Consider the following 21,508-nt stretch of genomic DNA (forward strand, 5'->3'; position numbering starts at 1 on the left):
AACCGACCGTAGCCAAAGGTGACCCTCCGCTCCTACGGTGTGCGGCGTGCACCCCTCTCCCCCGTCCCCACCGTTCAACGCCCTCGCCGCGCGCCGACTGCGTGAGGCGCTGGGAATGGCTCCCGCCCACGTGGCCTACGGGCTGCGGGCCCAGTACGGCCTCGGCGTACCGCCCGAGACGGTCGTCGCCTGGGAGCGCGGCGTCTCCGCCCCCGACGCACGGGAGCTCACCGCCCTCGCCGGGGTCCTGTGGTGCTCGCCCGGCGAGCTGCTCGCCGCCGCCACCACGCTGCGCGAGCACCGCATCGCGCGGGCCATCGCGCCGGAGGACCTCGCCCGCCGCGTCGGCCTCGACACCAAGGCGTACCTCCGCATGGAGGAGTCCGGCCGCTGGCGCGGCAACGAGCGGCAGACCGCCGCCCTCGCGGAGGCGCTGTCCCTCGGCCCGCGCGAGCTGATCACGGCGACCGGCCGCGACGAGGAGCTGGCGGACCTGCTGCGCAGCGCGGCGACGACGCGCTGGCAGGCGTACGTCAAACCGGCGGCGAAGCTGCTGCCGATGGACCGCCGGCACCTGGAGCACGTGCTCCAGCGGCTGTACGCGGACTACCAGTCACGGATGGTGGCGACGAACAGCTGGGGCTCGGACGTGACCGGTGACAGCGGCGGCGAGGCGGGCCGGCAGTACCTGGCGCGGGTGGTCGAGCACTTCTGGGAGCTGGCCCGGCTGTGACCCCTATGCCGGGCGCCGGTCGAAGCTGAACACCTGCCCGGCACCGGTGTCGTCGCACGCCCGCTGGACGACCTCCGCCCAGGGTTCGGCCGCGCCGTCCCGTACCTCCAGGCACAGCCCCGAGTGGGCCGGCCGGACGCGGTAACCGTCGTGGGGGCCGGTGACGGGCTCGACGCGGAACGACTCGCGCGGGCCCCGGCGGCCGCACTCCTGGTCCACCAGGGGCGCCCCGTCCTGCCGCCCGGACTCGACGGGGATCCCGGCACAGCCCGGTCCGAAGTCCGGGTGGTCGGAGTGCAGCGCCCACAGGCCGCCGTCCAGCGGCACCAGGGAGTAGCGCGGCACGACCGCCCCGGCGCACGGCACCTGGTACACCTGTCCGCTCCGCTGCCCCCGCCGCTCGTTGAGGCACAGCCCCGAGTGCACGGCGCGCACCCGCACCGGCCCGGCGGCCGGCGCGGTCACCCCGGCGTCCGGCGCCCGGTGCGCGCCGTCGCCGTCGCCCCGCAGGAACGCCACGACCGTGAGGAGGGCGACCACCAGGGTGAGGACGGCCGGCACCAGCACGGCGAGCCGCCGCCACCCGGCCGCCCCCGGGCCGGCGCCCTCGCCGTCCCCGCCGCCGTCCCCCCGGCCGGCGCCCCCGCCGCCCCGCGGGGCTCCCGGCCAGGAGAGGGCCGGGCCGTCCGTACCGCCGTGACTCCCCCGTGCCGCCAGCTCCTCGCGCACGGCCAGCCAGACCTCCAGGGCCTCGGGCCCGGCGCCGCACGCGCGGACGAACGCCCGGAGCAGTTCCTCGCGGGGCACCGAGGGGCGGGCGAGCATGTTCGCCACGGTCGAGCGGGGCAGGACGTCGCCGACCGCCTCCGCGCGGGCCGCCAGTTCGCGGTAGGTCAGGCCCGACCAGTCCTTGAGCGCCTGAAGGCGCTCGACGAACCGGGCGGGGTCACGCGCCCCTCGCGGATCGGGGGCCTGCTCCCCGTCGGCCATGCGCCCTCCCTGCGTCGCCCCACCACCCCCCGCGGCGGGAGGCGGTCGGAGCCCGTCCCGGACAGCGGTAAGCCTTGCCGATCGCACGACGCGGCTCAAGAGGGGGAAACGGCCTTGATCGCCGGCGGGAAGCGGTCAGGGCCGTCCGGGACGAACCGGGAGAAAAGGCGTCAGAACACCGACTCCGCCTCGTACATCCGGGTCGCGGGCACCGTCTTCAGCCGCGTGACCGCCTCCGCGAGCGGCACCATCACCACGTCGGTCCCGCGCAGCGCCGTCATGTTGCCGAACTCCCCGCGGTGCGCCGCCTCGACCGCGTGCCAGCCGAAGCGGGTGGCGAGGACGCGGTCGTACGCGGTAGGCACGCCGCCCCGCTGGACGTGGCCGAGGATGACCGGCCGGGCCTCCTTGCCCAGGCGCCGCTCCAGCTCGGTGGCGAGCCGGTTGCCGATCCCCTCGAAGCGCTCGTGGCCGAACTGGTCGATGGCGCCCTTGGCGTACTCCATCGAGCCCTCCGCCGGGTGCGCCCCCTCCGCGACGCAGATGACGGCGAACTTCTTGCCGCGCGCGAACCGCTCCTCCACCATCTTCACCAGGTCGTCGACCTCGAAGGGCCGCTCCGGCAGGCAGATGCCGTGCGCGCCGCCCGCCATGCCGGACTCCAGGGCGATCCAGCCGGCGTGCCGGCCCATCACCTCCACCACCATCACCCGCTGGTGGGACTCGGCGGTGGTCTTGAGGCGGTCTATGGCCTCGGTCGCCACCATCACGGCCGTGTCGAACCCGAAGGTGCGGTCGGTGGAGGAGATGTCGTTGTCGATGGTCTTCGGTACGCCCACCACGGGCATCCCCGCGTCGGACAGCATCCGGGCGGCGGTCAGCGTGCCCTCGCCGCCGATGGGGATGAGGACGTCGATGCCGTACCGCTCCCGCAGCTCCTCGCAGTTCTCGGCGGCCTCCTGGAGCCGCGCGCGCTCCAGGCGGGCGGAACCGAGGATGGTGCCGCCCCGGGCCAGGATGCCGCTGACCGCGTTCAGGTCGAGGGGACGGTAGTGGCCGTCGAGCAGGCCCTTGAACCCGTCCTCGAAGCCGATCACCTCGTCGCCGTGGCCGGTCATGGCACGGTGCACGACCGACCGGATCACTGCGTTCAGGCCGGGACAGTCGCCGCCTGCGGTGAGAACTCCGATGCGCATCGTGCCGTGTCTCCTGCTCGGTAGTGGTACGGGGGGAGCCTTACCGAATTGTCCCACGACGGGCGTGCCGCTCGCGCTCACGGCGCCCGCCCGGAGGGGCCTCCCGCCCCCGGGTTCCCCCCTCTCCGCAGGCCAGACGCCCGGGGGGCGCCCTACCCAGCGCCGGAGGTATTGTCAAGAGGGTATGGCCACCCCTGCGGGGTTTTTTGTTCACACCTTTGCCGGATGTCCGATCTTCACCTTCACCATCGACAGGAGAGCTTGCGTGGCGCGCAGCGTGTACGTGACCGGGATCGACCGCGGGGACGGCCGGCAGGTCGTGGAGCTGGGAGTCATGGAGCTCCTCACCCGCCAGGTGGACCGCGTGGGGGTGTTCCGGCCCCTGGTGCACGACGGCCCCGACCGCCTCTTCGACCTGCTGCGGGCGCGCTACCGGCTGTCCCAGGACCCGGCCACCGTGTACGGCGTGGACTACCGGGAGGCGGCCGCCCTCCAGGCCGAGAAGGGCACCGACGAGCTGGTCGCGCAGCTCGTCGAGCGGTTCCACCGGGTGGCGCGGGACTACGAGGTCGTACTGGTGCTCGGCACGGACTTCCACGCCACGCAGCTGCCCGAGGAGCTGGCGCTGAACGCCCGGCTCGCCAACGAGTTCGGCGCCTCGGTGATATCCGTGGTCGGCGGCAAGGGCCAGACCGCCGAGTCGGTCCGCGCCGAGACGCGCAACGCGTTCCGGGCGTACGAGAGCCTCGGCTGCGACATCCTCGCCATGGTCGCCAACCGGGTGGCGCCCGCGGACCGCGAGGCGATCGCCGAGCGGCTCGCCGCCCGGCTGCCCGTCCCCTGCTACGTGCTCCCCGACGAGCCGGCGCTCTCCGCCCCCACGGTCGCGCAGATCACCCAGGCGCTGGGCGCCGAGGTGGTGCTGGGCGACGACTCCGGGCTGGCGCGCGACGCCCTGGACTTCGTCTTCGGCGGTGCCATGCTGCCGAACTTCCTCAACGCCCTGACCCCCGGCTGCCTGGTGGTCACCCCCGGCGACCGCGCCGACCTGGTGGTGGGCGCGCTGGCGGCGCACTCGGCCGGGACGCCGCCGATCGCGGGCGTTCTGCTGACCCTGAACGAGCGGCCGAGCAGGGAGATCCTCACCCTCGCCGGACGGCTGGCGCCGGGCACCCCGGTGATCTCCGTGAACAGCAACAGCTTCCCGACGGCCGCGGAGCTGTTCTCGCTGGAGGGCAAGCTGAACGCGGCGACGCCCCGCAAGGCCGAGACCGCGCTCGGGCTGTTCGAGCGGCACGTGGACACGGGCGACCTGCTGAAGCGGATCTCGGTGGCGCGCACCGGCCGGGTCACGCCGATGATGTTCGAGCACGACCTGCTGGAGCAGGCGCGGGCGGACCGGCGCCGGGTGGTGCTGCCGGAGGGCACGGAGGAGCGCGTGCTGCGCGCCGCCGACGTCCTCGTACGCCGCGACGTGTGCGAGCTGACGCTGCTGGGTGACGTCGAGGCGATCCGCAAGAAGGCCGCCGACCTCGGCATCGACCTGAAGCACACGCAGCTGATCGACCCGGCGACGAGCGAGCTGCGGCAGCGCTTCGCCGAACGGTACGCCCAGCTGCGCGCCCACAAGGGCGTCAGTGTGGAGCTGGCGTACGACGTGGTGTCCGACGTCAACTACTTCGGCACGCTGATGGTGCAGGAGGGCCTGGCCGACGGCATGGTGTCGGGCTCCGTCCACTCGACGGCGGCGACCATCCGGCCGGCCTTCGAGATCATCAAGACCAAGCCGGACGCCTCGATCGTCTCCTCGGTCTTCTTCATGTGCCTGGCCGACCGGGTGCTGGTGTACGGCGACTGCGCGGTCAACCCGGACCCGAACGCCGAGCAGCTCGCGGACATCGCCGTCCAGTCGGCCGCCACGGCCGCCCGGTTCGGCGTGGAGCCGCGGATCGCGATGCTGTCGTACTCGACGGGCACCTCGGGCTCCGGCGCGGACGTCGACAAGGTGCGCGAGGCGACGAAGCTGGTGCGCGAGGCGCACCCGGAGCTGAAGATCGAGGGCCCGATCCAGTACGACGCGGCCGTCGAGCCGTCCGTCGCGGCGACCAAGCTGCCGGGCTCGGAGGTCGCCGGCCAGGCGACCGTGCTGATCTTCCCCGACCTCAACACCGGCAACAACACCTACAAGGCCGTCCAGCGCTCGGCCGGCGCCGTGGCGGTGGGCCCGGTCCTCCAGGGCCTGCGCAAGCCGGTCAACGACCTGTCTCGCGGCGCGCTCGTCAGCGACATCGTGAACACCGTCGCGATCACCGCGATCCAGGCCCAGCCCACCACGTCCGCATGACCGCCCGTACGGCAGAAGGCACCGAACCCATGAGCAACCCGACCCGGGTCCTCGTCCTCAACTCCGGCTCCTCGTCGGTGAAGTACCAGCTCCTCGACATGCGCGACGGCGCGCGCCTGGCGGTCGGGCTGGTCGAGCGGATCGGCGAGGAGACCTCCCGCCTGGTCCACACCCCGCTGACCGGCGACGGGGCGGCCCGGCGGGAGCGCACGGCACCGATCGCCGACCACGAGGCGGCGCTGAAGGCGGTCGCCGAGGAGCTGGCCGCGGACCGACTGGGCCTGGACTCGCCGGAACTGGCGGCGATCGGGCACCGGGTGGTGCACGGCGGCCTGAAGTTCACCGCGCCCACCGTGATCACGGACGAGGTGCTGGCGGAGATCGAGCGGCTGATCCCGGTCGCGCCGCTGCACAACCCGGCGAACGTCACCGGCATCCGCACGGCCCGGGCGCTGCGCCCGGACCTGCCGCAGGTGGCGGTGTTCGACACGGCGTTCCACACCACCATGCCGGAGCACGCGGCGCGCTACGCCATCGACGTCGAGACCGCGGACGCGCACCGCATCCGCCGCTACGGCTTCCACGGCACGTCCCACGCGTACGTCTCCCGCCGGGTGGCGGGGCTGCTGGGCAAGGACCCGGCCGAGGTGAACGTGATCGTGCTGCACCTGGGCAACGGGGCCTCGGCGTCGGCGGTGCGCGGCGGCCGGTGCGTGGACACCTCGATGGGCCTGACCCCCTTGGAAGGGCTCGTGATGGGTACCCGCTCGGGCGACATCGATCCGGCGGTCGTTTTCCACCTGAAGCGGGTGGCCGGAATGTCGACCGATGAGATCGATGTCCTGCTGAACAAGAAGAGCGGATTGGTGGGGCTTTGCGGCGACAATGACATGCGGGAGATCCGCCGGCGGATCGACGAGGGTGACGAGCGGGCCCGGCTCGCGTTCGACATTTACATCCACCGGCTGAAGAAGTACATCGGCGCCTATTACGCGGTGCTCGGCCGGGTCGACGCGGTGGTCTTCACGGCCGGTGTGGGCGAGAACGCGGCCCCGGTGCGGGAGGCCGCCGTCGCCGGCCTGGAGGAGCTGGGCCTGGCGGTGGACGCCGGGCTCAACGCGGTGCGCTCCGGTGAGCCCCGGCTGATCTCGCCCGAGTACGCGCGCGTGGCGGTCGCCGTGGTGCCGACGGACGAGGAGCTGGAAATCGCCCGGCAAACCTACTCACTGGTCACTTCGCCGGCCCATTGAGCCCCACGATTGAGCGCCGGTCCGCCCATTTGTACATTCCACCAGACGGAATATTCCGCAGTGAAACAAACCGATAGGATCCGCCTTATGCGCCGTTCCAAAATCGTCTGCACACTGGGCCCCGCCGTCGACTCGTACGAGCAGCTGAAAGCTCTCATCGAGGCCGGTATGAACGTGGCCCGCTTCAACATGAGCCACGGATCCCACGCTGAGCACGAGGAGCGGTACCACCGTCTCCGTCAGGCCGCCGCGGACACGGGCCGGGCCGTGGGGGTCCTCGCCGACCTCCAGGGCCCCAAGATCCGCCTGGAGACGTTCGCCGAGGGGCCGGTCGAACTGGTCCGCGGCGACGAGTTCACCATCACCACGGAGGACGTCCCCGGCGACAAGTCCATCTGCGGCACCACCTACAAGGGCCTGCCCGGCGACGTCTCCAAGGGCGACCAGATCCTGATCAACGACGGCAACGTCGAGCTGCGCGTCATCGAGGTCGACGGGATGCGCGTCAAGTCGATCGTCGTCGAGGGCGGGGTCATCTCCGACCACAAGGGCATCAACCTGCCGGGTGCCGCCGTGAACGTCCCGGCGCTGTCCGAGAAGGACGTCGAGGACCTGCGCTTCGCGCTGCGGATGGGCTGCGACCTGGTCGCCCTGTCCTTCGTGCGCAACGCCGACGACGTCAAGGACGTCCACAAGGTGATGGACGAGGTCGGCATCCGCGTGCCGGTCATCGCCAAGGTGGAGAAGCCGCAGGCCGTCGAGAACATGCAGGACGTCGTGATGGCGTTCGACGGTGTGATGGTGGCCCGCGGCGACCTGGCCGTCGAATACCCGCTGGAGCGGGTGCCGATGGTGCAGAAGCGCCTCATCGAGATGTGCCGCCGCAACGCCAAGCCGGTGATCGTGGCGACCCAGATGATGGAGTCCATGATCACCAACTCGCGCCCGACCCGCGCGGAGGCGTCCGACGTCGCCAACGCGATCCTGGACGGCGCGGACGCGGTCATGCTGTCCGCCGAGTCCTCCGTCGGCGCCTACCCGATCGAGACGGTCAAGACGATGTCGAAGATCGTCGTGGCGGCCGAGGAGGAGCTGCTCTCCAAGGGCCTCCAGCCCCTGGTCCCCGGCAAGAAGCCCCGCACCCAGGGCGGCTCGGTCGCCCGCGCGGCCGCCGAGATCGCGGACTTCCTGGACGGCAAGGCCCTCATCGCCTTCACCAAGTCGGGCGACACCGCGCGCCGCCTCTCCCGCTACCGCGCGCAGCAGCCGATCCTCGCCTTCACCACTGAGGTCTCCACCCGCAACCAGCTCGCCCTGAGCTGGGGCGTCGAGTCCTTCGTGGTGCCCCACGTCGACAACACCGACGCGATGGTCGACCTCGTCGACGCGGAGCTGCTGAAGCTCCAGCGCTACAACGCCGGCGACACCATGATCATCACCGCCGGCTCGCCCCCCGGCGTCCCCGGCACCACCAACATGGTCCGCGTCCACCACCTGGGCGGCCAGTCCGCCTCCTGACGGCCTCTTGAGCGGCGAGGGCGGTGCTCCGGTTCCCGCGAACCGGGGCACCGCCCTCCGCTGTTCCCGGCCGCTCACGTCAGGTGGTGACTTCCTCGCCCGCGGAGTTCCGGGCGCGGCTGAAGCCGCGGCCCCGTTCCACGATGGTCACCGTTCCGGGCCCGTACTCGATGACACCGGCGATCTCACCGGGCGCCACCGGCGGCACTCCACGTCCATGTGCTCCCCCGGGGCAGTTCGCACTCCATCCCCCGATGGCTCGAACTGAACGGTGACTGGCGCCTCTGCCGCCGATGCTCGCGACTGCATCTGCCCACCGGTTCTTCACGATCTACCCCATCAGGTCGGCCGGGGTCCTCACCAGGAGCCGGGTGGAATCCGCGTTCAAGTACTACGCCCGGCGTTCTCGACCTTGGTGACACCGCCGCCCAGGTGGTGGACGCGAAGGGTGCGGCCCATCGTCGTACTGGCGGGTATTCACCCTTTATTTCGCGGCCACCGGCGTGCAATGATCGCCGGGCCTTCGGGGGGAAGGCGGGGGAACCGTGCGCGGAACCGCGCACATCCAAGAACGCCGCACTGACCAGCGGCACCTTCCGGTACGACCACCACGCATCCACGCGGCACGCCCCAACGCCTACGACCCGGGGCCCTCTTGCGTACTTCTCCCCTGGGCTGACCCGTAAGTCGAGCAGACAGGCTGCGAAGTGCGAACAGTTCCCCCGCCCGCAAAGCGGCGCGGCAGACGCGCCGGACCGGTGAAACGCATGACGTCAGGCATTGTCCTGGCGACGACGGCCGCCCTCCTTGGAGGCCTGGTGACGGCCGTCCCGGCCACCGCCGACGAGCCGGGCGACAACCCGGCGAACCCCTGGGAACGCTCCCTGCGCATCAGCCTGGGAGCGATGCCTCGCAGCGACCGATGCCAGGTCGCGCGCGCCGTCCACTACGGCGGACCGGAGATGAAGACCCACGCCCGCGACAAACTCGCGGGAACGGACGCCGATCTCCGCCGGGTCGTCGCCGACTGGAGCTTCGGCACCCTCGGCGACGCCCAGGACCGGGACAAGGCGTCGGGTGACGCATACGCGGACGCGTATCGGGCCCGCCAGATCAAGCTGGACGACACGAACAAGCCCTACGCGGCAGAGAACTCGTTCGAGGGCCGGGACTACCACGCGCCCGAATTCGGCCGCAACATCCTCACCTTCACCCTTCGCGATCAGCGAGATCTGTACTACAAGACCTGGAGCGACCCCACGCCCCGGCCGGGCAAGCCGTCGCTGGACAGGGCGCGGCAGGTCTTCGACGCCCTGTCGACGCCGGACGACTCCTGGGCGACCGCTTACAAGCCCTTCGCGGGCGACGAGTTGCTGGGCAAGCCGAACGAGACGCCCGGTTCTGCCAATGACGTCGCCACGTTCCTGCGCTTCGGTGGCTTCCCGACGAAGGCTCCGGAACCGGACTCCCCCGAATTCCGTTCCGAGGTCGAGACGCTGAAGCTCGCCTGGGCCGGATGTGACAGCGCCAACCCCATCGACCACTACCGCGCGCTGACCGGTGTGGTTCTCCAGGCCCACCTGGAGTGGGAGTCGGAGTACGCGTCGCAGGCCGCACAGCGCAAGGAGATCGTCACCGCCGAAATGGCGGCGGCCAAGGAACTGCGCACCGCCACCGATGCCATGATCGAGGCGATCCGTCAGGCTTGGCAGGCAGATCAGATTCTCTTCTGGCAGAAGTACTGGGGCGCCAACAAGGGTGACCTGGGCTACCCCAAGCCGGCCGTCTTCACCAAGGCCACCGCCGACCTGAACACCGCCAAGGCCGCGGCCGCCGCCCAGGTGGGCGTCGCCAACGCCGCCGTGACCCGGGCGAAGGCGGCGGCTGAGAAGGCCGACGCGCAGCAGACCGCCGCGTGGGCGATCGCCGACCAGGCCAAGCTGCCGCGTGGCCGCGGCCTGATGTACGCGCAGCAGTCCGTCCAGGTCGCCAAGGCGTCGTACGCCGCCACCCAGGCCGCCGCCAAGACGGCCCTGACCGCCTCCAACGCGGCCAAGGCCACCGTCGCGAACAGCAACGCGCTCTACGCGCTGAGCCAGACGCAGGCGCACGCCCTGAACACCGAGTTCCGCAAGGCCGCCGCCCAGGAGGCCGCCGCCCAGGCGAAAGCCGCCGCAACGGCCGCCGACGCCCAGGCCAAGGAAGCCGCCGCCAACGCCACCAAGGCCAAGAACGCGCAAGCCACGGCCGAGGCCGCGGAGCAGACCGCGAAGGCCGGCGCCGCCGAGGCGAAGAAGCAGCGCGCCATCGCGGAGGCCGAGAAGGCCAACGCCGAGCGCGAGCGGGACTTCGCAGCCGCCGAGCGAACGAAGGCTGCGGCCGCCGAGCAGCGTGCCCAGACCGAGCGCGACGCCGCCGGCCGGGCCCGTACCGCCGCCGAGACCGCGGGAGCGACGGCCGCGTCGCAACGGCAGGTGGCGCAGCAGGCGGAGAACGAGGCGTACAAGGCCCGCGACCGGGCGGTCGCCGCCGAGCGCGCCCGCGATGCCACGGCGTCCCGCGCCGCAGCGCTCGAAGCGGCGGCCGCGGCCGCCGTCGGTACGGAGGCAGCGGCCGATACCCGGCAGGCGGCCACCGAGGCGCGTGCCGCCGCCAATGACGCGTCCGGTGCGGCGACCCGTGCCCGCAAGGCGGCGAACGAGGCGTCGACGGCGGCCGTGAACGCGCGCGCGGCGGCCACGAGGGCGGAGGGGGCGGCCGCGCGGTCACGCTCGGCCGCCGACGCCTCCTGGTCCGCTTACGAAAGGACCCGCGCGGCGGCGGCGACCGCTCACGCGGCGGCGGCCGATGCCATCGACGCGGCGTCGGCCGCGAAGGTCAACGCCGACAACGCCGAGGCGGAGGCGAAGAAGGCCCAGGCCGCGGCGGTCAAGGCGCGGCAGGAAGCCACGGCTGCCAAGCTCGAGGCAGCGAAGACCGCAGCCTGGGCAGCCAAGACCGCCGGCTTCGCCTACGCAGCCGGACAAGCGGCTCAGGGTGCCAGGGACGCGGCGAACGCGGTGGTGAAGGCCGCGAACGAGGCCATCACGGTGGGTTTGCCCTACCGCGAGACGGACACATCAGCGGCGTTCGCCGTGCTGGTGGGCCAGACGTCCAAGACGCTCTCCGAGCAGCAGGCCACGGCCGCCCAGGCCAAGGCGAACGAGGCATCGAAGGCCGCCGCTGAGGCGAAGGCGCTGGCCGACAAGGCGGCCGGGGACGCCAAGATCGCCGCACAGGCGGCAGCCGCGGCCGCCGCGGACGCGGTGAAGGCTCTTCAGTCGGCCGCCGCCGCCCGCGCTTCCGCCGCGGAGGCCACCAAGGCAGCGGAAGCGGCCAAGGCAGCCGATGCCCGGGCTCAGCAGTACGACGCCCAGGCCGGTACGGACGCCTTCTACGCGTCGGCCGCCGCGACCGACGCCGAGTCGGCCGCGGCGCAGGCCGACCGCGAGGCCACCGACGCCGAGCGCGACGCTTCGAGCGCCCGTTCCGCCGCCGGTGCGGCGGAGAAGGACGCGGCAGTCGCGCAGAGCGTGGCGACCACGGCGGAGCGGGACGCCACGAAGGCCGAGACGGCCGCCACCAACGCCCAGGGGGCGGCGCAGGACGCCGACGCCGCTGCCACCCGCGCCGAGGAAGCGGAGCGGGAGCGCCTCGCGAAGCTGCGCGAACAGCGGGCGGACGCGGGAAGCCCCGACGTGGGCCCGGCGCTCTCGGCCGATGACGAGGCCGTCTTGATGCGCCTGTGCGGCCAGGAGTGCGTGGACCAGTTCCGGGCCGCCCGCGCGCTGGCGGGCCAGGATTTGCTGGATTGGGTCAAGGCGAACGGCGGGCAGATCCTTCTCGAGTACATCGGTTGGCCGGACCTGAAAGCCTGTCTGACCAAGGGTGACGTCGAAGGCTGCCTGTGGACGCTGGTCAACGTCCTCGGGATGGCCATCCCGGTCTCCAAGATCCTGCCGCTCGGCAAGGCGATCCTGAGGATCAGTACAGGGGTCATCGGGTTCTTCGAGAAGTCGGCGAAGGCGAAGCACACCCTCGGCAAGTTGAAGAAGCTGATTGACAAGGCGAAGAAGGAGCCGGAGTTCCCGGGCTGCAAGCCGAAGTCCGCCGCCCCAGCAGTGCACCGCAGTTCGTCCGTCGCGGCGTCGTTCGCCTCGGCCACCACGGCCTCTTCCGCGAGGGCGGCCGCCGCGTCGTCGAACGGCCCGGACATTTGCGACCTCGACCCCGACGAGGAGCTGCCCTTCGAACTGCTGGACGACATCGACCAACGCTATGGCTCGGACATCGCGGACGGCATCGAGTACCAGTGGCGCCGGATGATGTCCACGTCGAGCGACGCGGCGAACCACCACATCCCGGGCGTCGGCCGTGATATCGAGAAGATGGCCAAGTACCTCCAGCAGTGGCGCGGGAAGGCCACGCACCTGGACAAGGACACCAACAACAAGGTTGCCTACGACTCCAACACCGGGTTCCTCGTGGTGATCAAGCAGAATTACATCCACGCACACAAGAAGTCCGAGTCGGACTGGCTGCACTCGGGCCGGTACCTGGAACTGCCGAAGTAGGGCGAGGAATTGCGCAATGAGAGCACAGATCCGCGTCACCCGTGACGGCGACGTCTTCGTCGTCCGGCTCGCGCCGTCCCAGGCGGCGGCCATCGGCAACGCTCTGGAATTCCTCCGTAACCGGGGCCTCGGTGACGAGGTCCTGGCTTTGCGGCTGGGAGCCGGCCCCGCGGAGGTCGAGGAGCTGATCACGCGGCTGCGCGAACTCCGGGCGGCCTCCGGCGACCTCCGCCTGCGCCCCCGTGAGCTGCACGTGATCCACGCCGCGCTCACCACAGTCGCGACGGCGTTCCTGGCGCACGGACGCCACTTCTCGGAGGAGCCGTTCCACACCACCCTGGGCGTCTTCCGTGAGGACGTCGACGCCCTGGCCGCGCACCTCGCCCAGGCGGTCGCGGGGGCGGTCATGCCCTGAGGGGAGCGCAGTCACTTCTTCGGTGACCTGCCCGGAAGCGGGAGGGCCCCTGCCGGACCTCGGCGGGGGCTCGTCCGCCGAGGTGGGTGACGCCATCAGCCGCCGACCGGCAGCGCCATGGCCTCCCCGCCCACAGGACGGCGAGGCCATGGCGCTGCGCGGCTCGCTGACAGGTTCGAGGACTCAGCCCTCGATGAAGTTCTTCAGGCCCGGCACCGTGAGGTCGCCGCCGAACTGGCCCGCCTGTGTGACCTTCACGTTGGTGAAAAACGCGTAGGGGACGTTCAGCGGGGGCGGGGTCTCGGGGCTGAAGGTGATCGGAATGAGGCCGAAGAGGTTGCCCTTCAGCTCCTCCGTGTACATCGTCACCGTGCCGCCCGTGATGGTGGACGTGGAACCGGGGCGGGATGTCACGTGGCCCGTCCGGCCCTCGGAGTGGACGGTGATCTGGTGAAGGTCCTTGATGTCGACGGAGTCCGCCGTGAACTTCAGGACCTTCTTGATCTTTCCGCTGCCGGTCTTCACCTCGACGATGCCCTGGTAGTCCAGGCCCCGGAGGGTGAGCAGCGAACTCTCCAGCTTCCAGGGTTCGTCCGCGAGCAGCGGGATGCCGGGCTCCAGCTCGGCGGCGGCGAGGGCCTCGGGGTCGGCGGTCGGGCAGGGGAAGCGCGGCTTGGCGCCGTCCGGGATGTCCTCGTCCTTCTTGGGGTCGAGTCCCTTGACCTCCTCCGGCAGCTCCTCGACCTTGGCGCCCGCCTTGTCGGCGGCTTCCTTGATCGCGTCCTTCGCCTTGTCGACGACCGCGTCGTCCTTCTCGGCCGGCTTCGCCACGGGGTCGTCGACAGGCCGGGCGGTGGACGGCTTCTCCGCCGCGGGCTCCGTGGACGGGACTGCCGTGGCGGGGGCGGAGGGCGACGGGGTGGCCGTAGGTTCCTCGTCCGCGCCGTCGAAGACGTCCTTGATCGCGTCGCCGATGCCCAGTGGGTCCAGCGGATTCCTGGACTCGGTGGCTTCAGGGGTGGCGGGCGGAGCGGGAGCCGTGACGGCCGGAGGCTTCGTCGTGCCCGTCTTCGGCTCGGTGGTCTCCTTTTCCGCGGCGTCCTTATCCGTCTCGCTCGCGGACGGACTGGCGGCCGGTACTGGCTCCTTCTCCTCGTCCGTCCCGGGCGTCCCGGTCGCGCTCTGCGACGGCTTGGGCGTCGGAGAGGCGGACTGCGAAGGTTCCTCGGTCTCCGACGGCTCGTCCGACCGCGTCACGCACGGGCCGGGAGCGAAGGGGATGTCCTTCTCGTCGGCGAGGGCCAGCTTCGGCGTCATACCGAGGCCGACCAGTACGGCGGTGGGCATCGCGGCCAGGGCCATCGCCTTGCCCGCCGGCGCCTGGAGCTTGGCCAGCAGCGACTTCTTCGGCGCCGCGTGACGCGGCCCGCTTCTCGTCACCGGCTGGGTTTCGTCACCCCGCACTGTTCCTCCCGCCGTTGGCGTCGACTGTCGTCTCGGTCCCGTACACATCAACCTCACCCGGGCCGTCCTCCGGCGCAGCCGGCTCGGCCGTTGCTGGGGCGGCCGCCTCAGTGGCCGGCGCCCAGGCGATGGACATGGCTCCACCGGTGAGGGCGAGCAGGAATCCGATGAGGAACCCGCCCATGTTGGCCACGGGGATGGAGACCAGCGCCAGCAGAATCGTGGCGACACCCGCGAAGACACGCACGATCGCCTGGAACCACATGGTCAGACCGAGCGTCATCAGCAGGACGCCGATGATCAGCGAACCGGCACCGGCCGTGGTCGCCATCGAGAGCGTCATCTGCCCGAGCTTGAGGCTCGCGTACGGGAAGTAGGCGATGGGGATTCCGCCCAGCAAGGTGAAAAGACCGGCCCAGAACGGACGGGTCTCCCGCCACTCGCGGAATCGTCCCCTGAGGACGCGGAGGTAGTGCTCGTTCTGACCCGGTGACTCGGCGCTCATGGAAGCTCCCTGGAACTGGCATTGCTATCTGTAGAGGGAGACGGGCGGGCACGGTCGCCTCGGCATCCTTGCCCGCCCGCATGGATCACCGGTCAGTAGCACTCGACGTCGGGACCGTCGCCCCGGTGCAGACGCATGCTGAGACCGCTGAGCTCGAAGGAGCCCGCGGTAGTGGCCCACGCCTTCTGCCTGACATCGGTCAGGACGGCTCGCTCCGCCTGCTGGGCGAAGCCGTTCTGGTTGATGTTCTTGTCCTTGACGACGGGGCCCTTGCCGATGCCCTCGTTGTCGGTGTCCTTGGCCGCCATGCCGATGTCGATGTTGGTGAACTTGGCATTGGCGTCAAGGTCGGTGACATCGAGGTAGAGGTTCTCCGCGACGACCGGCTTCTTCGGGTTCTGTCCGGCCGTGAGCTTCAGCGTGATCTTGCCGAAAACCGGGACGTCCGGGGTGACCACCGACTGGCACATCGCGGTGATCGTGGCGTTCTTGAACGTCGAGATGGCGACCGGCCGCGGAACGACCTGGTTGCCCTCCTTGACGTTCGCGTAGCCCATGTCCACGCCGCCGTACTGCGCGAACCCGGTACCGTCCAGGTGCTTCGCCGTGACCTTGAACTCCTGTCCCGACACGGCGAACGACGCGGCGAGCGCGCCCTGCGCGAGACCGACGCCTATCGCGGCCGTCGCGGCCACGCTCGGCACCATGACGACGGCGAACCGCTTCCATCTGGTGCCACCACGAACCTGGGACTTCATATGTTCCTCCTTCTCGGACGTACATCTCCGGAAGGGCCGTGGGCCCGTCCTGGGATGGGAGAAGTGCTACGTCCTCGGGAAGGAGAGCGCCCGTGGATCAGGCGCGAGCCGCGTCCGAATCACCGGCGATCACCCCCGAGCGACAACCACTGGCCACGCCTTCGCGCAACCCTGCTTGGACAGGCCCTGCCGGGATGGGCAGGAACCCCCCTGTCCGGAACCGGCGGCAGTGCCGCCGGCCCGCTCGGTGGGGACCCGCTCCCGTGAGCTCGGCGGGTTGCCGGGCTGGTACGGGATTGGACCGAGCGTGGCCGATCGTGGTCCATTCACGGCGCGGACACAAGGGGGTTCGTTACTGGCTAGTAACGGGTGGATAACCACGTCACGACGGGGTGATGTCGCCCGGGCACACAGGGTGTTACCCACAGGTTCGACAGAAGGTGATTTCTTCGGCAATAGCCGGACATAAAGAGGCTGTTGATTTACTGCAAGTAACAGGCGGCCGCGATTACCAAGTTTTGGTAAAGCGCGACCGCCTTTTGTCACCGTGTCGCCAAATCGCCGGTGCCCCGACGAGCTGTCAGTGCGTCAGAAAAGCACCCGCGCCAGAGCCGAGCGGGCCTTGGTGACGCGCGGGTCGTCGGGGCCGATCACCTCGAAGAGCTCCAGCAGCCGCACCCGCGCCGTGTCGCGGTCGTCGCCCGCCGTGCGGCGCACGGTGTCGACGAGCCGCCCGAAGGCGTCCTCCACATGGCCGCCCACCAGGTCGAGGTCGGCGGCGGCGAGCTGGGCCGGTACGTCGGACGGGTCGTCCGCGGCGTTCTTGCGGACCACCTGGGGGTCCATGCCCTGCACCCGGGAGAGCAGCTCCGCCTGGGCGAGGCCCAGCTTGGCCTCCGTGTTGCCGGGGTCGTCGACCAGGACGTTCTTGTACGCCTGGATCGCACCGCCGAAGTCGTTGGCGTCCAGCGCGCGCACCGCCGCCTCCAGCAGCGCGTCGTACGGGCCGGCCGGCTGCGCCGGTGCCGCGGCGGGACCGGCCGCGTCCGTGTCGACCGTGATGCCGGTGAGGCCGAAGCGCTCCTCCCCGACCCGGATCAGCTCGTCCACGGTCTGGCGGATCTGCGCCTCCGGCGCGGCCCCCTGGAACAGCGGCAGCGCCTGGCCGGCGACCACCGCGAAAACCGCCGGGATCCCCTGGATCCCGAACTGCTGCATCAACATCTGGTTGGCGTCGACGTCGATCTTGGCCAGAACGAATCGGCCGTTGTACTCGGCGGCCAGCCGCTCCAGCAGCGGGCCGAGCTGCTTGCACGGCTCGCACCACTCGGCCCAGAAGTCGATGACGACCGGGACCTCGGTGGAGCGCTGGAGGATGTCGCGCTCGAACCCGGCCTCGTCGACATCGATCACCAGGGCCGACGGGGGTACCGCTCCGCCGCCGCCCTGCCGGGCGGCCTGGGCGCGCGCCTGCTCCGCCTTCGCCTTGGCCTCTCCGGCCGCCTTCACCGCGGCGAGGTCGACGACGCCGCTCATGGACATGTTCCTAGGCTGCATGGGTACATCCTCCCCCCTCCGCGCGCGTAACCGTTAAGCCATGGCCGAACCACGACCGTCCGTACGCCCCCCGCCGGTATGCGGGGCGTACGGACGTACGCGGTCCGGCAGTGTTTTCGGCGCCGGGTCCCCACCCGGTGCCTGTGTCGGCGCCGGGTCCCCACCCGGTGCCTGTGTCGGCGCCGGGTCCCCACCCGGTGCCTGTGTCGGCGCCGGGTCCCCACCCGGTGCCTGTGGTTGTCGCTCCTGGCCGCTCAAAGCCTTTCGCTACGCCTCGTAGCGTAACCCCGATCGAGACCCTCCGGGGCCGGGACCGGCCGGTGAACTGCCTCACATGTACGGGCGGGTAACAACCGGCGTACTCGCCGGTATGGTCGAGCGTCATGTGCAGAAGCTCCAGCCGTTCACCGGGTCGTACCGGCGGGCGCCCGCGTTCGGCGGCGGCCGACGCCGCGATACTCGAGGCGACGAGGGCCGCGCTGGTCGAGCTGGGCTGGTCGAAGCTGACGATGGGCGACGTCGCCGGCCGCGCGGGGGTCGCCAAGACGACCCTCTACCGGCGCTGGGCCGGCAAGAACGAGCTCGTCGTCGACGCCGTCGCCGTCCTGTTCGACGAGCTGGAACTGCCCGACCGCGGGAGCCTGATGGCCGACATCGAGGGCGTGGTGGTGCAGTTCGCGGCCCTGCTGGAGCGGCCCGAGACCAAGACGGCGCTGATGGCCGTCATCGCCGAGTCCACCCGCGACGAGCCGCTGCGCGAGCGGATCCGCACCTCGATCGTGGAGCGGCAGAAGCGCCTGGTCCTGGCGGGGCGGCGGCGTGCCCAGGCCCGTGGTGAGCTGCCCGAGAGCCCGGCGTCCGCCGCCGGGACCGACGACCTGATCTTCGACGTGATCGCCGGCGCGGTGGTCCACCGGGCGCTGGTGAGCGCCGAACCCGTCGACGCGGAGTGGGTCCAGCGCTTCACCGCCCTGCTGCTGGGGGGCCTTTCGGCGGCCGCCCGGACCTGAGGACCTTTTCGGCCGCCGCCCGCCCCCGCCGTCACAGCGGGCGGTGCATGACGTGCAGCCCCACGTACCCCTCCACGGGGTGGTGGAACGCCTCCGGGACCGTGCCGACCACGCGGAACCCGAGCCGCTCGTACAGCCGGACCGCGTGCACGTTGGTCTCGACGACCGCGTTGAACTGCATGCCCCGGAAGCCGCGCCCACGCGCCCACTCCAGGCTGTCCTCGACGAGCGCCCGCCCGACGCCCCGGCCGCCGTGCGCCGGGTCGACCATGTAGCTGGCGCTGGCGATGTGCGCGCCGTTGCCGCCCTGGTTGTTGTTCATCTTGGCGGTGCCGAGGACGGTGCCGGTCCCGTCGTCCACGGCGACGACCGTCCGGTTGGGGGCGTCCAGCAGCCACCAGCCGGGGCCGTCCTCCTCCGACAGGTCGGTCGGGTAGGTGAACGTGTCACCGGCGGCGACGATTCTGTGGAAGAACGGCCAGATGGCGGGCCAGTCGCCGGCGGTCGCTTCCCTGATGCTGATCTGCATCCGTCCAGCATGCCCGCCCCGTGACCTCGGGCGCAGCCGGGTTTCCTCCCGGCCCGCCCATGGCGTCGCCGGGGGCACACCCACGCTCACGCGCCGCCGCGCCACCCGGGTGGACGTACGAAGCGGGCGGGCGGCCCCTCCTCGGGCGGCAGCAGTCCGGCCCGTACGAGCGCGGCGCGGCCGGCCATCTCGCCGGCCCGCCGGAAGCCCCACTCGGAGGAGTCGGCCTCGTGGTGGCGCGCACGGGTGAGCAGGACGGCGGCGGCCGTCCCGCGCAGTCCCTCCCGGATGCCCTCCCAGAGGGCGTCCGCGTACTCCGGCGGCAGCAGCCGCGCCGGGACCGGGTTGAGGAACTCGCTCTCCCCGTCCGGCCCCGGCGGCTCGAAGTCTGCGTCGAACAGCGCGAACGGCCCGCAGGCCCCCACGTACCAGTAGCGGACGGCGACGCCGGGGACCGGTACGGGGAGGGCTGTCATGCGGCCGAGTCTAGAAGCCGGGCGGCTCGGTGTACGTGCCCCACTCGTCGCGCAGGGCGTCGCAGATCTCGCCGAGCGTGGCCTCCGCGCGGACGGCGTCCAGCATCGGCCCGATCATGTTGGAGCCGTCCCGGGCGGCGGCGAGCATCGCGTCGAGGGAGGCCCGCACCTTCGCGTCGTCGCGCGCGGCCTTCCGCGCCCCGAGCGCCTTCACCTGCTCGCGCTCGACCTCGTGGCTGACCCGCAGGATCTCCAGGTCGCCGGTGACGGAGCCGTGGTGGCAGTTGACGCCGACGACCCGCTTGTCGCCCTTCTCCAGGGCCTGCTGGTAGCGGAAGGCGGACTCGGCGATCTCGCCGGTGAACCAGCCGTCCTCGATGCCGCGCAGGATGCCGGAGGTGATCGGCCCGATCGGGTGCTGCCCGTCCGGGTGGGCCCGCCGGCCCCGGTCCTTGATCCGGTCGAAGATCTTCTCGGCGTCGGCCTCGATGCGGTCGGTGAGCTGCTCGACGTACCAGGAACCGCCCAGCGGGTCGGCGACGTTGGCGACGCCGGTCTCCTCCATCAGCACCTGCTGGGTGCGCAGGGCGATCTCGGCGGCCTGCTCGCTGGGCAGCGCGAGGGTCTCGTCGAGGGCGTTGGTGTGCAGGGAGTTCGTCCCGCCGAGGACGGCCGCGAGGGCCTCGACGGCGGTGCGGACGACGTTGTTGTACGGCTGCTGCGCGGTGAGCGAGACGCCGGCGGTCTGGGTGTGGAACCGCAGCCACTGGGCCTTGTCGCTCTTCGCGCCGTAGACCTCCTTCATCCAGCGCGCCCAGATGCGGCGGGCGGCGCGGAACTTGGCGATCTCCTCGAAGAAGTCGACGTGCGCGTCGAAGAAGAAGGACAGGCCGGGGGCGAAGACGTCCACGTCCAGGCCGCGGCTGAGGCCCAGTTCGACGTACCCGAAGCCGTCGGCGAGGGTGTACGCCAGCTCCTGGGCGGCCGTCGCGCCCGCCTCGCGGATGTGGTAGCCGGAGACGGAGAGCGGCTTGTACGCCGGGATGTCGCGGGCGCAGTGCTCCATCAGGTCGCCGATGAGGCGCAGGTGCGGCTCGGGCTGGAAGAGCCACTCCTTCTGGGCGATGTACTCCTTGAAGATGTCCGTCTGGAGGGTGCCGTTGAGGACGCCCGGGTCGACGCCCTGGCGTTCGGCGGCGACGAGGTACATGCAGAAGACGGGGACGGCGGGGCCGCTGATCGTCATCGACGTGGTGACGTCACCGAGGGGGATGCCCCGGAACAGGACCTCCATGTCGGCGGCGGAGTCGATGGCGACACCGCAGTGCCCGACCTCGCCGAGCGAGCGCGGGTCGTCGGAGTCGCGCCCCATGAGGGTCGGCATGTCGAAGGCGACGGACAGGCCGCCACCGCCGTTGCCGAGGATCATCTTGTAGCGCTCGTTGGTCTGCTCGGCGTTGCCGAAGCCGGCGAATTGGCGGATGGTCCAGGTGCGGCCCCGGTAGCCGGTCGGGTACAGACCTCGGGTGAAGGGGTACTCACCGGGCCAGCCGATCCGCTCGAAGCCGTCGTAGGTGTCACCGGGCCGGGGCCCGTAGACGGGCTCCACGGGGTCCCCGGAGAGCGTGGTGAAGTCGGCGTCGCGCTTGCGTGCGGCGTCGTAGCGGGCCTGCCAGCGTCGGCGGCCTTCCTCGATGGCGTCAGCGTCCATGCTTTCGAATTTACTAGGACGTCCTAGTAAATGTCGATGGCTGAAGGCCGTACGCGTGGCGCACGGCCCTCGGGTCAGACCTTGACGGCGACCGGGGCGGCGCCGGCGAGCAGCGGCTCGACGTCCCGGACGACCCGGCGCTCCACGAAGAAGGCGGCGAAGGGGATGGTGCCGGAGAGCAGGATCCACAGGAGCTTGCCGAACGGCCACTTCGCCTTGGAACCGAGGTCGAAGGCGAAGATCAGGTAGATGATGTAGAGGACGCCGTGGGCCTGGGAGACCATGAAGGTCACATCCTCGCCCGTGTGGAACCCGTACTTGAACACCATGCACGTGCAGAGCACGAGCAGCATGACGGCGGTCACATAGGCCATGACCCGGTAGCGGGTCAGCACGCTCCTCTTCATGGGGACGAGCGTAACCGCCCGTTCCGGGCGAT

Annotated in this window: 17 protein-coding genes; 7 read left to right on the forward strand and 10 right to left on the reverse strand. The window is 71.2% G+C overall.

Going from position 1 to position 21,508, the window contains the following annotated elements:
• Positions 1-46: 46 nt before the first annotated feature.
• Positions 47-733 (forward strand): helix-turn-helix domain-containing protein, encoded by a 687-nt coding sequence (locus AC07DW_RS26045; protein ID WP_478860115.1) that lies wholly within the window; start codon positions 47-49, stop codon positions 731-733.
• Positions 734-736: 3 nt separating this feature from the next.
• Here the strand turns inward: AC07DW_RS26045 and AC07DW_RS26050 are convergent, their stop codons facing one another.
• Together AC07DW_RS26050 and AC07DW_RS26055 are read right to left on the reverse strand one after the other, a co-directional pair.
• Positions 737-1,723, reverse strand: coding sequence for a helix-turn-helix domain-containing protein (locus AC07DW_RS26050; RefSeq protein ID WP_478860116.1), 987 nt, complete (start codon positions 1,721-1,723; stop codon positions 737-739).
• A gap of 170 nt (positions 1,724-1,893) precedes the next feature.
• Positions 1,894-2,919, reverse strand: coding sequence for an ATP-dependent 6-phosphofructokinase (locus AC07DW_RS26055; protein ID WP_478860117.1), 1,026 nt, complete (start codon positions 2,917-2,919; stop codon positions 1,894-1,896).
• A 265-nt stretch (positions 2,920-3,184) separates the two neighbouring features.
• Here AC07DW_RS26055 and pta point away from each other — a divergent pair, with 265 nt between their 5' ends.
• The 5 genes from pta to AC07DW_RS26080 all read left to right on the forward strand — a co-directional run bounded on the left by pta (position 3,185) and on the right by AC07DW_RS26080 (position 13,059).
• A complete protein-coding gene (gene pta, locus AC07DW_RS26060) occupies positions 3,185-5,263 on the forward strand; it encodes a phosphate acetyltransferase (protein WP_478860118.1) in 2,079 nt (692 codons plus the stop codon).
• Between the two features lie 29 nt (positions 5,264-5,292).
• The gene (locus AC07DW_RS26065) at positions 5,293-6,513 is read left to right on the forward strand and encodes an acetate kinase (protein WP_478860119.1); all 1,221 of its coding nucleotides are present in this window, start codon (positions 5,293-5,295) and stop codon (positions 6,511-6,513) included.
• An 87-nt stretch (positions 6,514-6,600) separates the two neighbouring features.
• A complete protein-coding gene (gene pyk / locus AC07DW_RS26070; RefSeq protein ID WP_478860120.1) occupies positions 6,601-8,031 on the forward strand; it encodes a pyruvate kinase in 1,431 nt (476 codons plus the stop codon).
• A gap of 767 nt (positions 8,032-8,798) precedes the next feature.
• Positions 8,799-12,644 carry a hypothetical protein gene (locus AC07DW_RS26075; RefSeq protein ID WP_478860121.1) on the forward strand — a complete coding sequence of 1,282 codons (3,846 nt, stop codon included), beginning with the start codon at positions 8,799-8,801 and terminating at the stop codon, positions 12,642-12,644.
• Positions 12,645-12,660: 16 nt separating this feature from the next.
• Positions 12,661-13,059, forward strand: a complete 399-nt coding sequence (locus tag AC07DW_RS26080) for a hypothetical protein (RefSeq protein ID WP_478860122.1) — start codon at positions 12,661-12,663, stop codon at positions 13,057-13,059.
• 183 nt (positions 13,060-13,242) lie between these two features.
• Here AC07DW_RS26080 and AC07DW_RS26085 read toward each other — a convergent pair whose 3' ends face one another.
• The 4 genes from AC07DW_RS26085 to AC07DW_RS26100 form a co-directional block, all read right to left on the reverse strand.
• The gene (locus AC07DW_RS26085) at positions 13,243-14,523 is read right to left on the reverse strand and encodes a DNA polymerase III subunit gamma/tau domain-containing protein (RefSeq protein ID WP_478860123.1); all 1,281 of its coding nucleotides are present in this window, start codon (positions 14,521-14,523) and stop codon (positions 13,243-13,245) included.
• A complete protein-coding gene (locus AC07DW_RS26090) occupies positions 14,513-15,028 on the reverse strand; it encodes a DUF6114 domain-containing protein (protein WP_478860124.1) in 516 nt (171 codons plus the stop codon). Before AC07DW_RS26090 ends, AC07DW_RS26085 begins: the two co-directional genes overlap by 11 nt.
• Positions 15,029-15,120: 92 nt before the next feature.
• Positions 15,121-15,786: a DUF6230 family protein gene (locus AC07DW_RS26095; protein ID WP_478860125.1), complete on the reverse strand. Its 666-nt coding sequence runs from the start codon at positions 15,784-15,786 to the stop codon at positions 15,121-15,123.
• Positions 15,787-16,374: 588 nt separating this feature from the next.
• Positions 16,375-17,343 carry a tetratricopeptide repeat protein gene (locus AC07DW_RS26100; RefSeq protein WP_478860126.1) on the reverse strand — a complete coding sequence of 323 codons (969 nt, stop codon included), beginning with the start codon at positions 17,341-17,343 and terminating at the stop codon, positions 16,375-16,377.
• Between the two features lie 383 nt (positions 17,344-17,726).
• Here AC07DW_RS26100 and AC07DW_RS26105 point away from each other — a divergent pair, with 383 nt between their 5' ends.
• Complete coding sequence (locus AC07DW_RS26105) at positions 17,727-18,353, forward strand: TetR/AcrR family transcriptional regulator (protein WP_189551830.1); 627 nt, start codon at positions 17,727-17,729, stop codon at positions 18,351-18,353.
• Between the two features lie 31 nt (positions 18,354-18,384).
• Here AC07DW_RS26105 and AC07DW_RS26110 read toward each other — a convergent pair whose 3' ends face one another.
• The 4 genes from AC07DW_RS26110 to AC07DW_RS26125 all read right to left on the reverse strand — a co-directional run bounded on the left by AC07DW_RS26110 (position 18,385) and on the right by AC07DW_RS26125 (position 21,476).
• The gene (locus tag AC07DW_RS26110) at positions 18,385-18,876 is read right to left on the reverse strand and encodes an N-acetyltransferase family protein (RefSeq protein ID WP_478860143.1); all 492 of its coding nucleotides are present in this window, start codon (positions 18,874-18,876) and stop codon (positions 18,385-18,387) included.
• A 92-nt stretch (positions 18,877-18,968) separates the two neighbouring features.
• The gene (locus AC07DW_RS26115; protein WP_478860127.1) at positions 18,969-19,358 is read right to left on the reverse strand and encodes a hypothetical protein; all 390 of its coding nucleotides are present in this window, start codon (positions 19,356-19,358) and stop codon (positions 18,969-18,971) included.
• Positions 19,359-19,368: 10 nt separating this feature from the next.
• A complete protein-coding gene (locus AC07DW_RS26120) occupies positions 19,369-21,069 on the reverse strand; it encodes an acyl-CoA mutase large subunit family protein (protein ID WP_478860128.1) in 1,701 nt (566 codons plus the stop codon).
• A 74-nt stretch (positions 21,070-21,143) separates the two neighbouring features.
• The gene (locus tag AC07DW_RS26125) at positions 21,144-21,476 is read right to left on the reverse strand and encodes a DUF3817 domain-containing protein (RefSeq protein WP_478860129.1); all 333 of its coding nucleotides are present in this window, start codon (positions 21,474-21,476) and stop codon (positions 21,144-21,146) included.
• Between the last annotated feature and the right edge of the window lie 32 nt (positions 21,477-21,508).

The sequence above is a fragment of the Streptomyces sp. NPDC045701 genome, assembly GCF_056432045.1.

Excerpts from the sequence above, each read along its gene's own strand:
- AC07DW_RS26065 (WP_478860119.1), top strand. The coding sequence starts at position 5,293 with ATGAGCAACCCGACCCGGGTCCTCGTCCTCAACTCCGGCTCCTCGTCG.
- AC07DW_RS26090 (WP_478860124.1), bottom strand. The coding sequence starts at position 15,028 with ATGAGCGCCGAGTCACCGGGTCAGAACGAGCACTACCTCCGCGTCCTC.
- AC07DW_RS26105 (WP_189551830.1), top strand. The coding sequence starts at position 17,727 with ATGTGCAGAAGCTCCAGCCGTTCACCGGGTCGTACCGGCGGGCGCCCG.
- AC07DW_RS26125 (WP_478860129.1), bottom strand. The coding sequence starts at position 21,476 with ATGAAGAGGAGCGTGCTGACCCGCTACCGGGTCATGGCCTATGTGACC.
- AC07DW_RS26080 (WP_478860122.1), top strand. The coding sequence starts at position 12,661 with ATGAGAGCACAGATCCGCGTCACCCGTGACGGCGACGTCTTCGTCGTC.
- AC07DW_RS26100 (WP_478860126.1), bottom strand. The coding sequence starts at position 17,343 with ATGCAGCCTAGGAACATGTCCATGAGCGGCGTCGTCGACCTCGCCGCG.
- AC07DW_RS26120 (WP_478860128.1), bottom strand. The coding sequence starts at position 21,069 with ATGGACGCTGACGCCATCGAGGAAGGCCGCCGACGCTGGCAGGCCCGC.
- AC07DW_RS26055 (WP_478860117.1), bottom strand. The coding sequence starts at position 2,919 with ATGCGCATCGGAGTTCTCACCGCAGGCGGCGACTGTCCCGGCCTGAAC.
- AC07DW_RS26050 (WP_478860116.1), bottom strand. The coding sequence starts at position 1,723 with ATGGCCGACGGGGAGCAGGCCCCCGATCCGCGAGGGGCGCGTGACCCC.
- pyk (WP_478860120.1), top strand. The coding sequence starts at position 6,601 with ATGCGCCGTTCCAAAATCGTCTGCACACTGGGCCCCGCCGTCGACTCG.
- AC07DW_RS26075 (WP_478860121.1), top strand. The coding sequence starts at position 8,799 with ATGACGTCAGGCATTGTCCTGGCGACGACGGCCGCCCTCCTTGGAGGC.
- AC07DW_RS26095 (WP_478860125.1), bottom strand. The coding sequence starts at position 15,786 with ATGAAGTCCCAGGTTCGTGGTGGCACCAGATGGAAGCGGTTCGCCGTC.
- AC07DW_RS26115 (WP_478860127.1), bottom strand. The coding sequence starts at position 19,358 with ATGACAGCCCTCCCCGTACCGGTCCCCGGCGTCGCCGTCCGCTACTGG.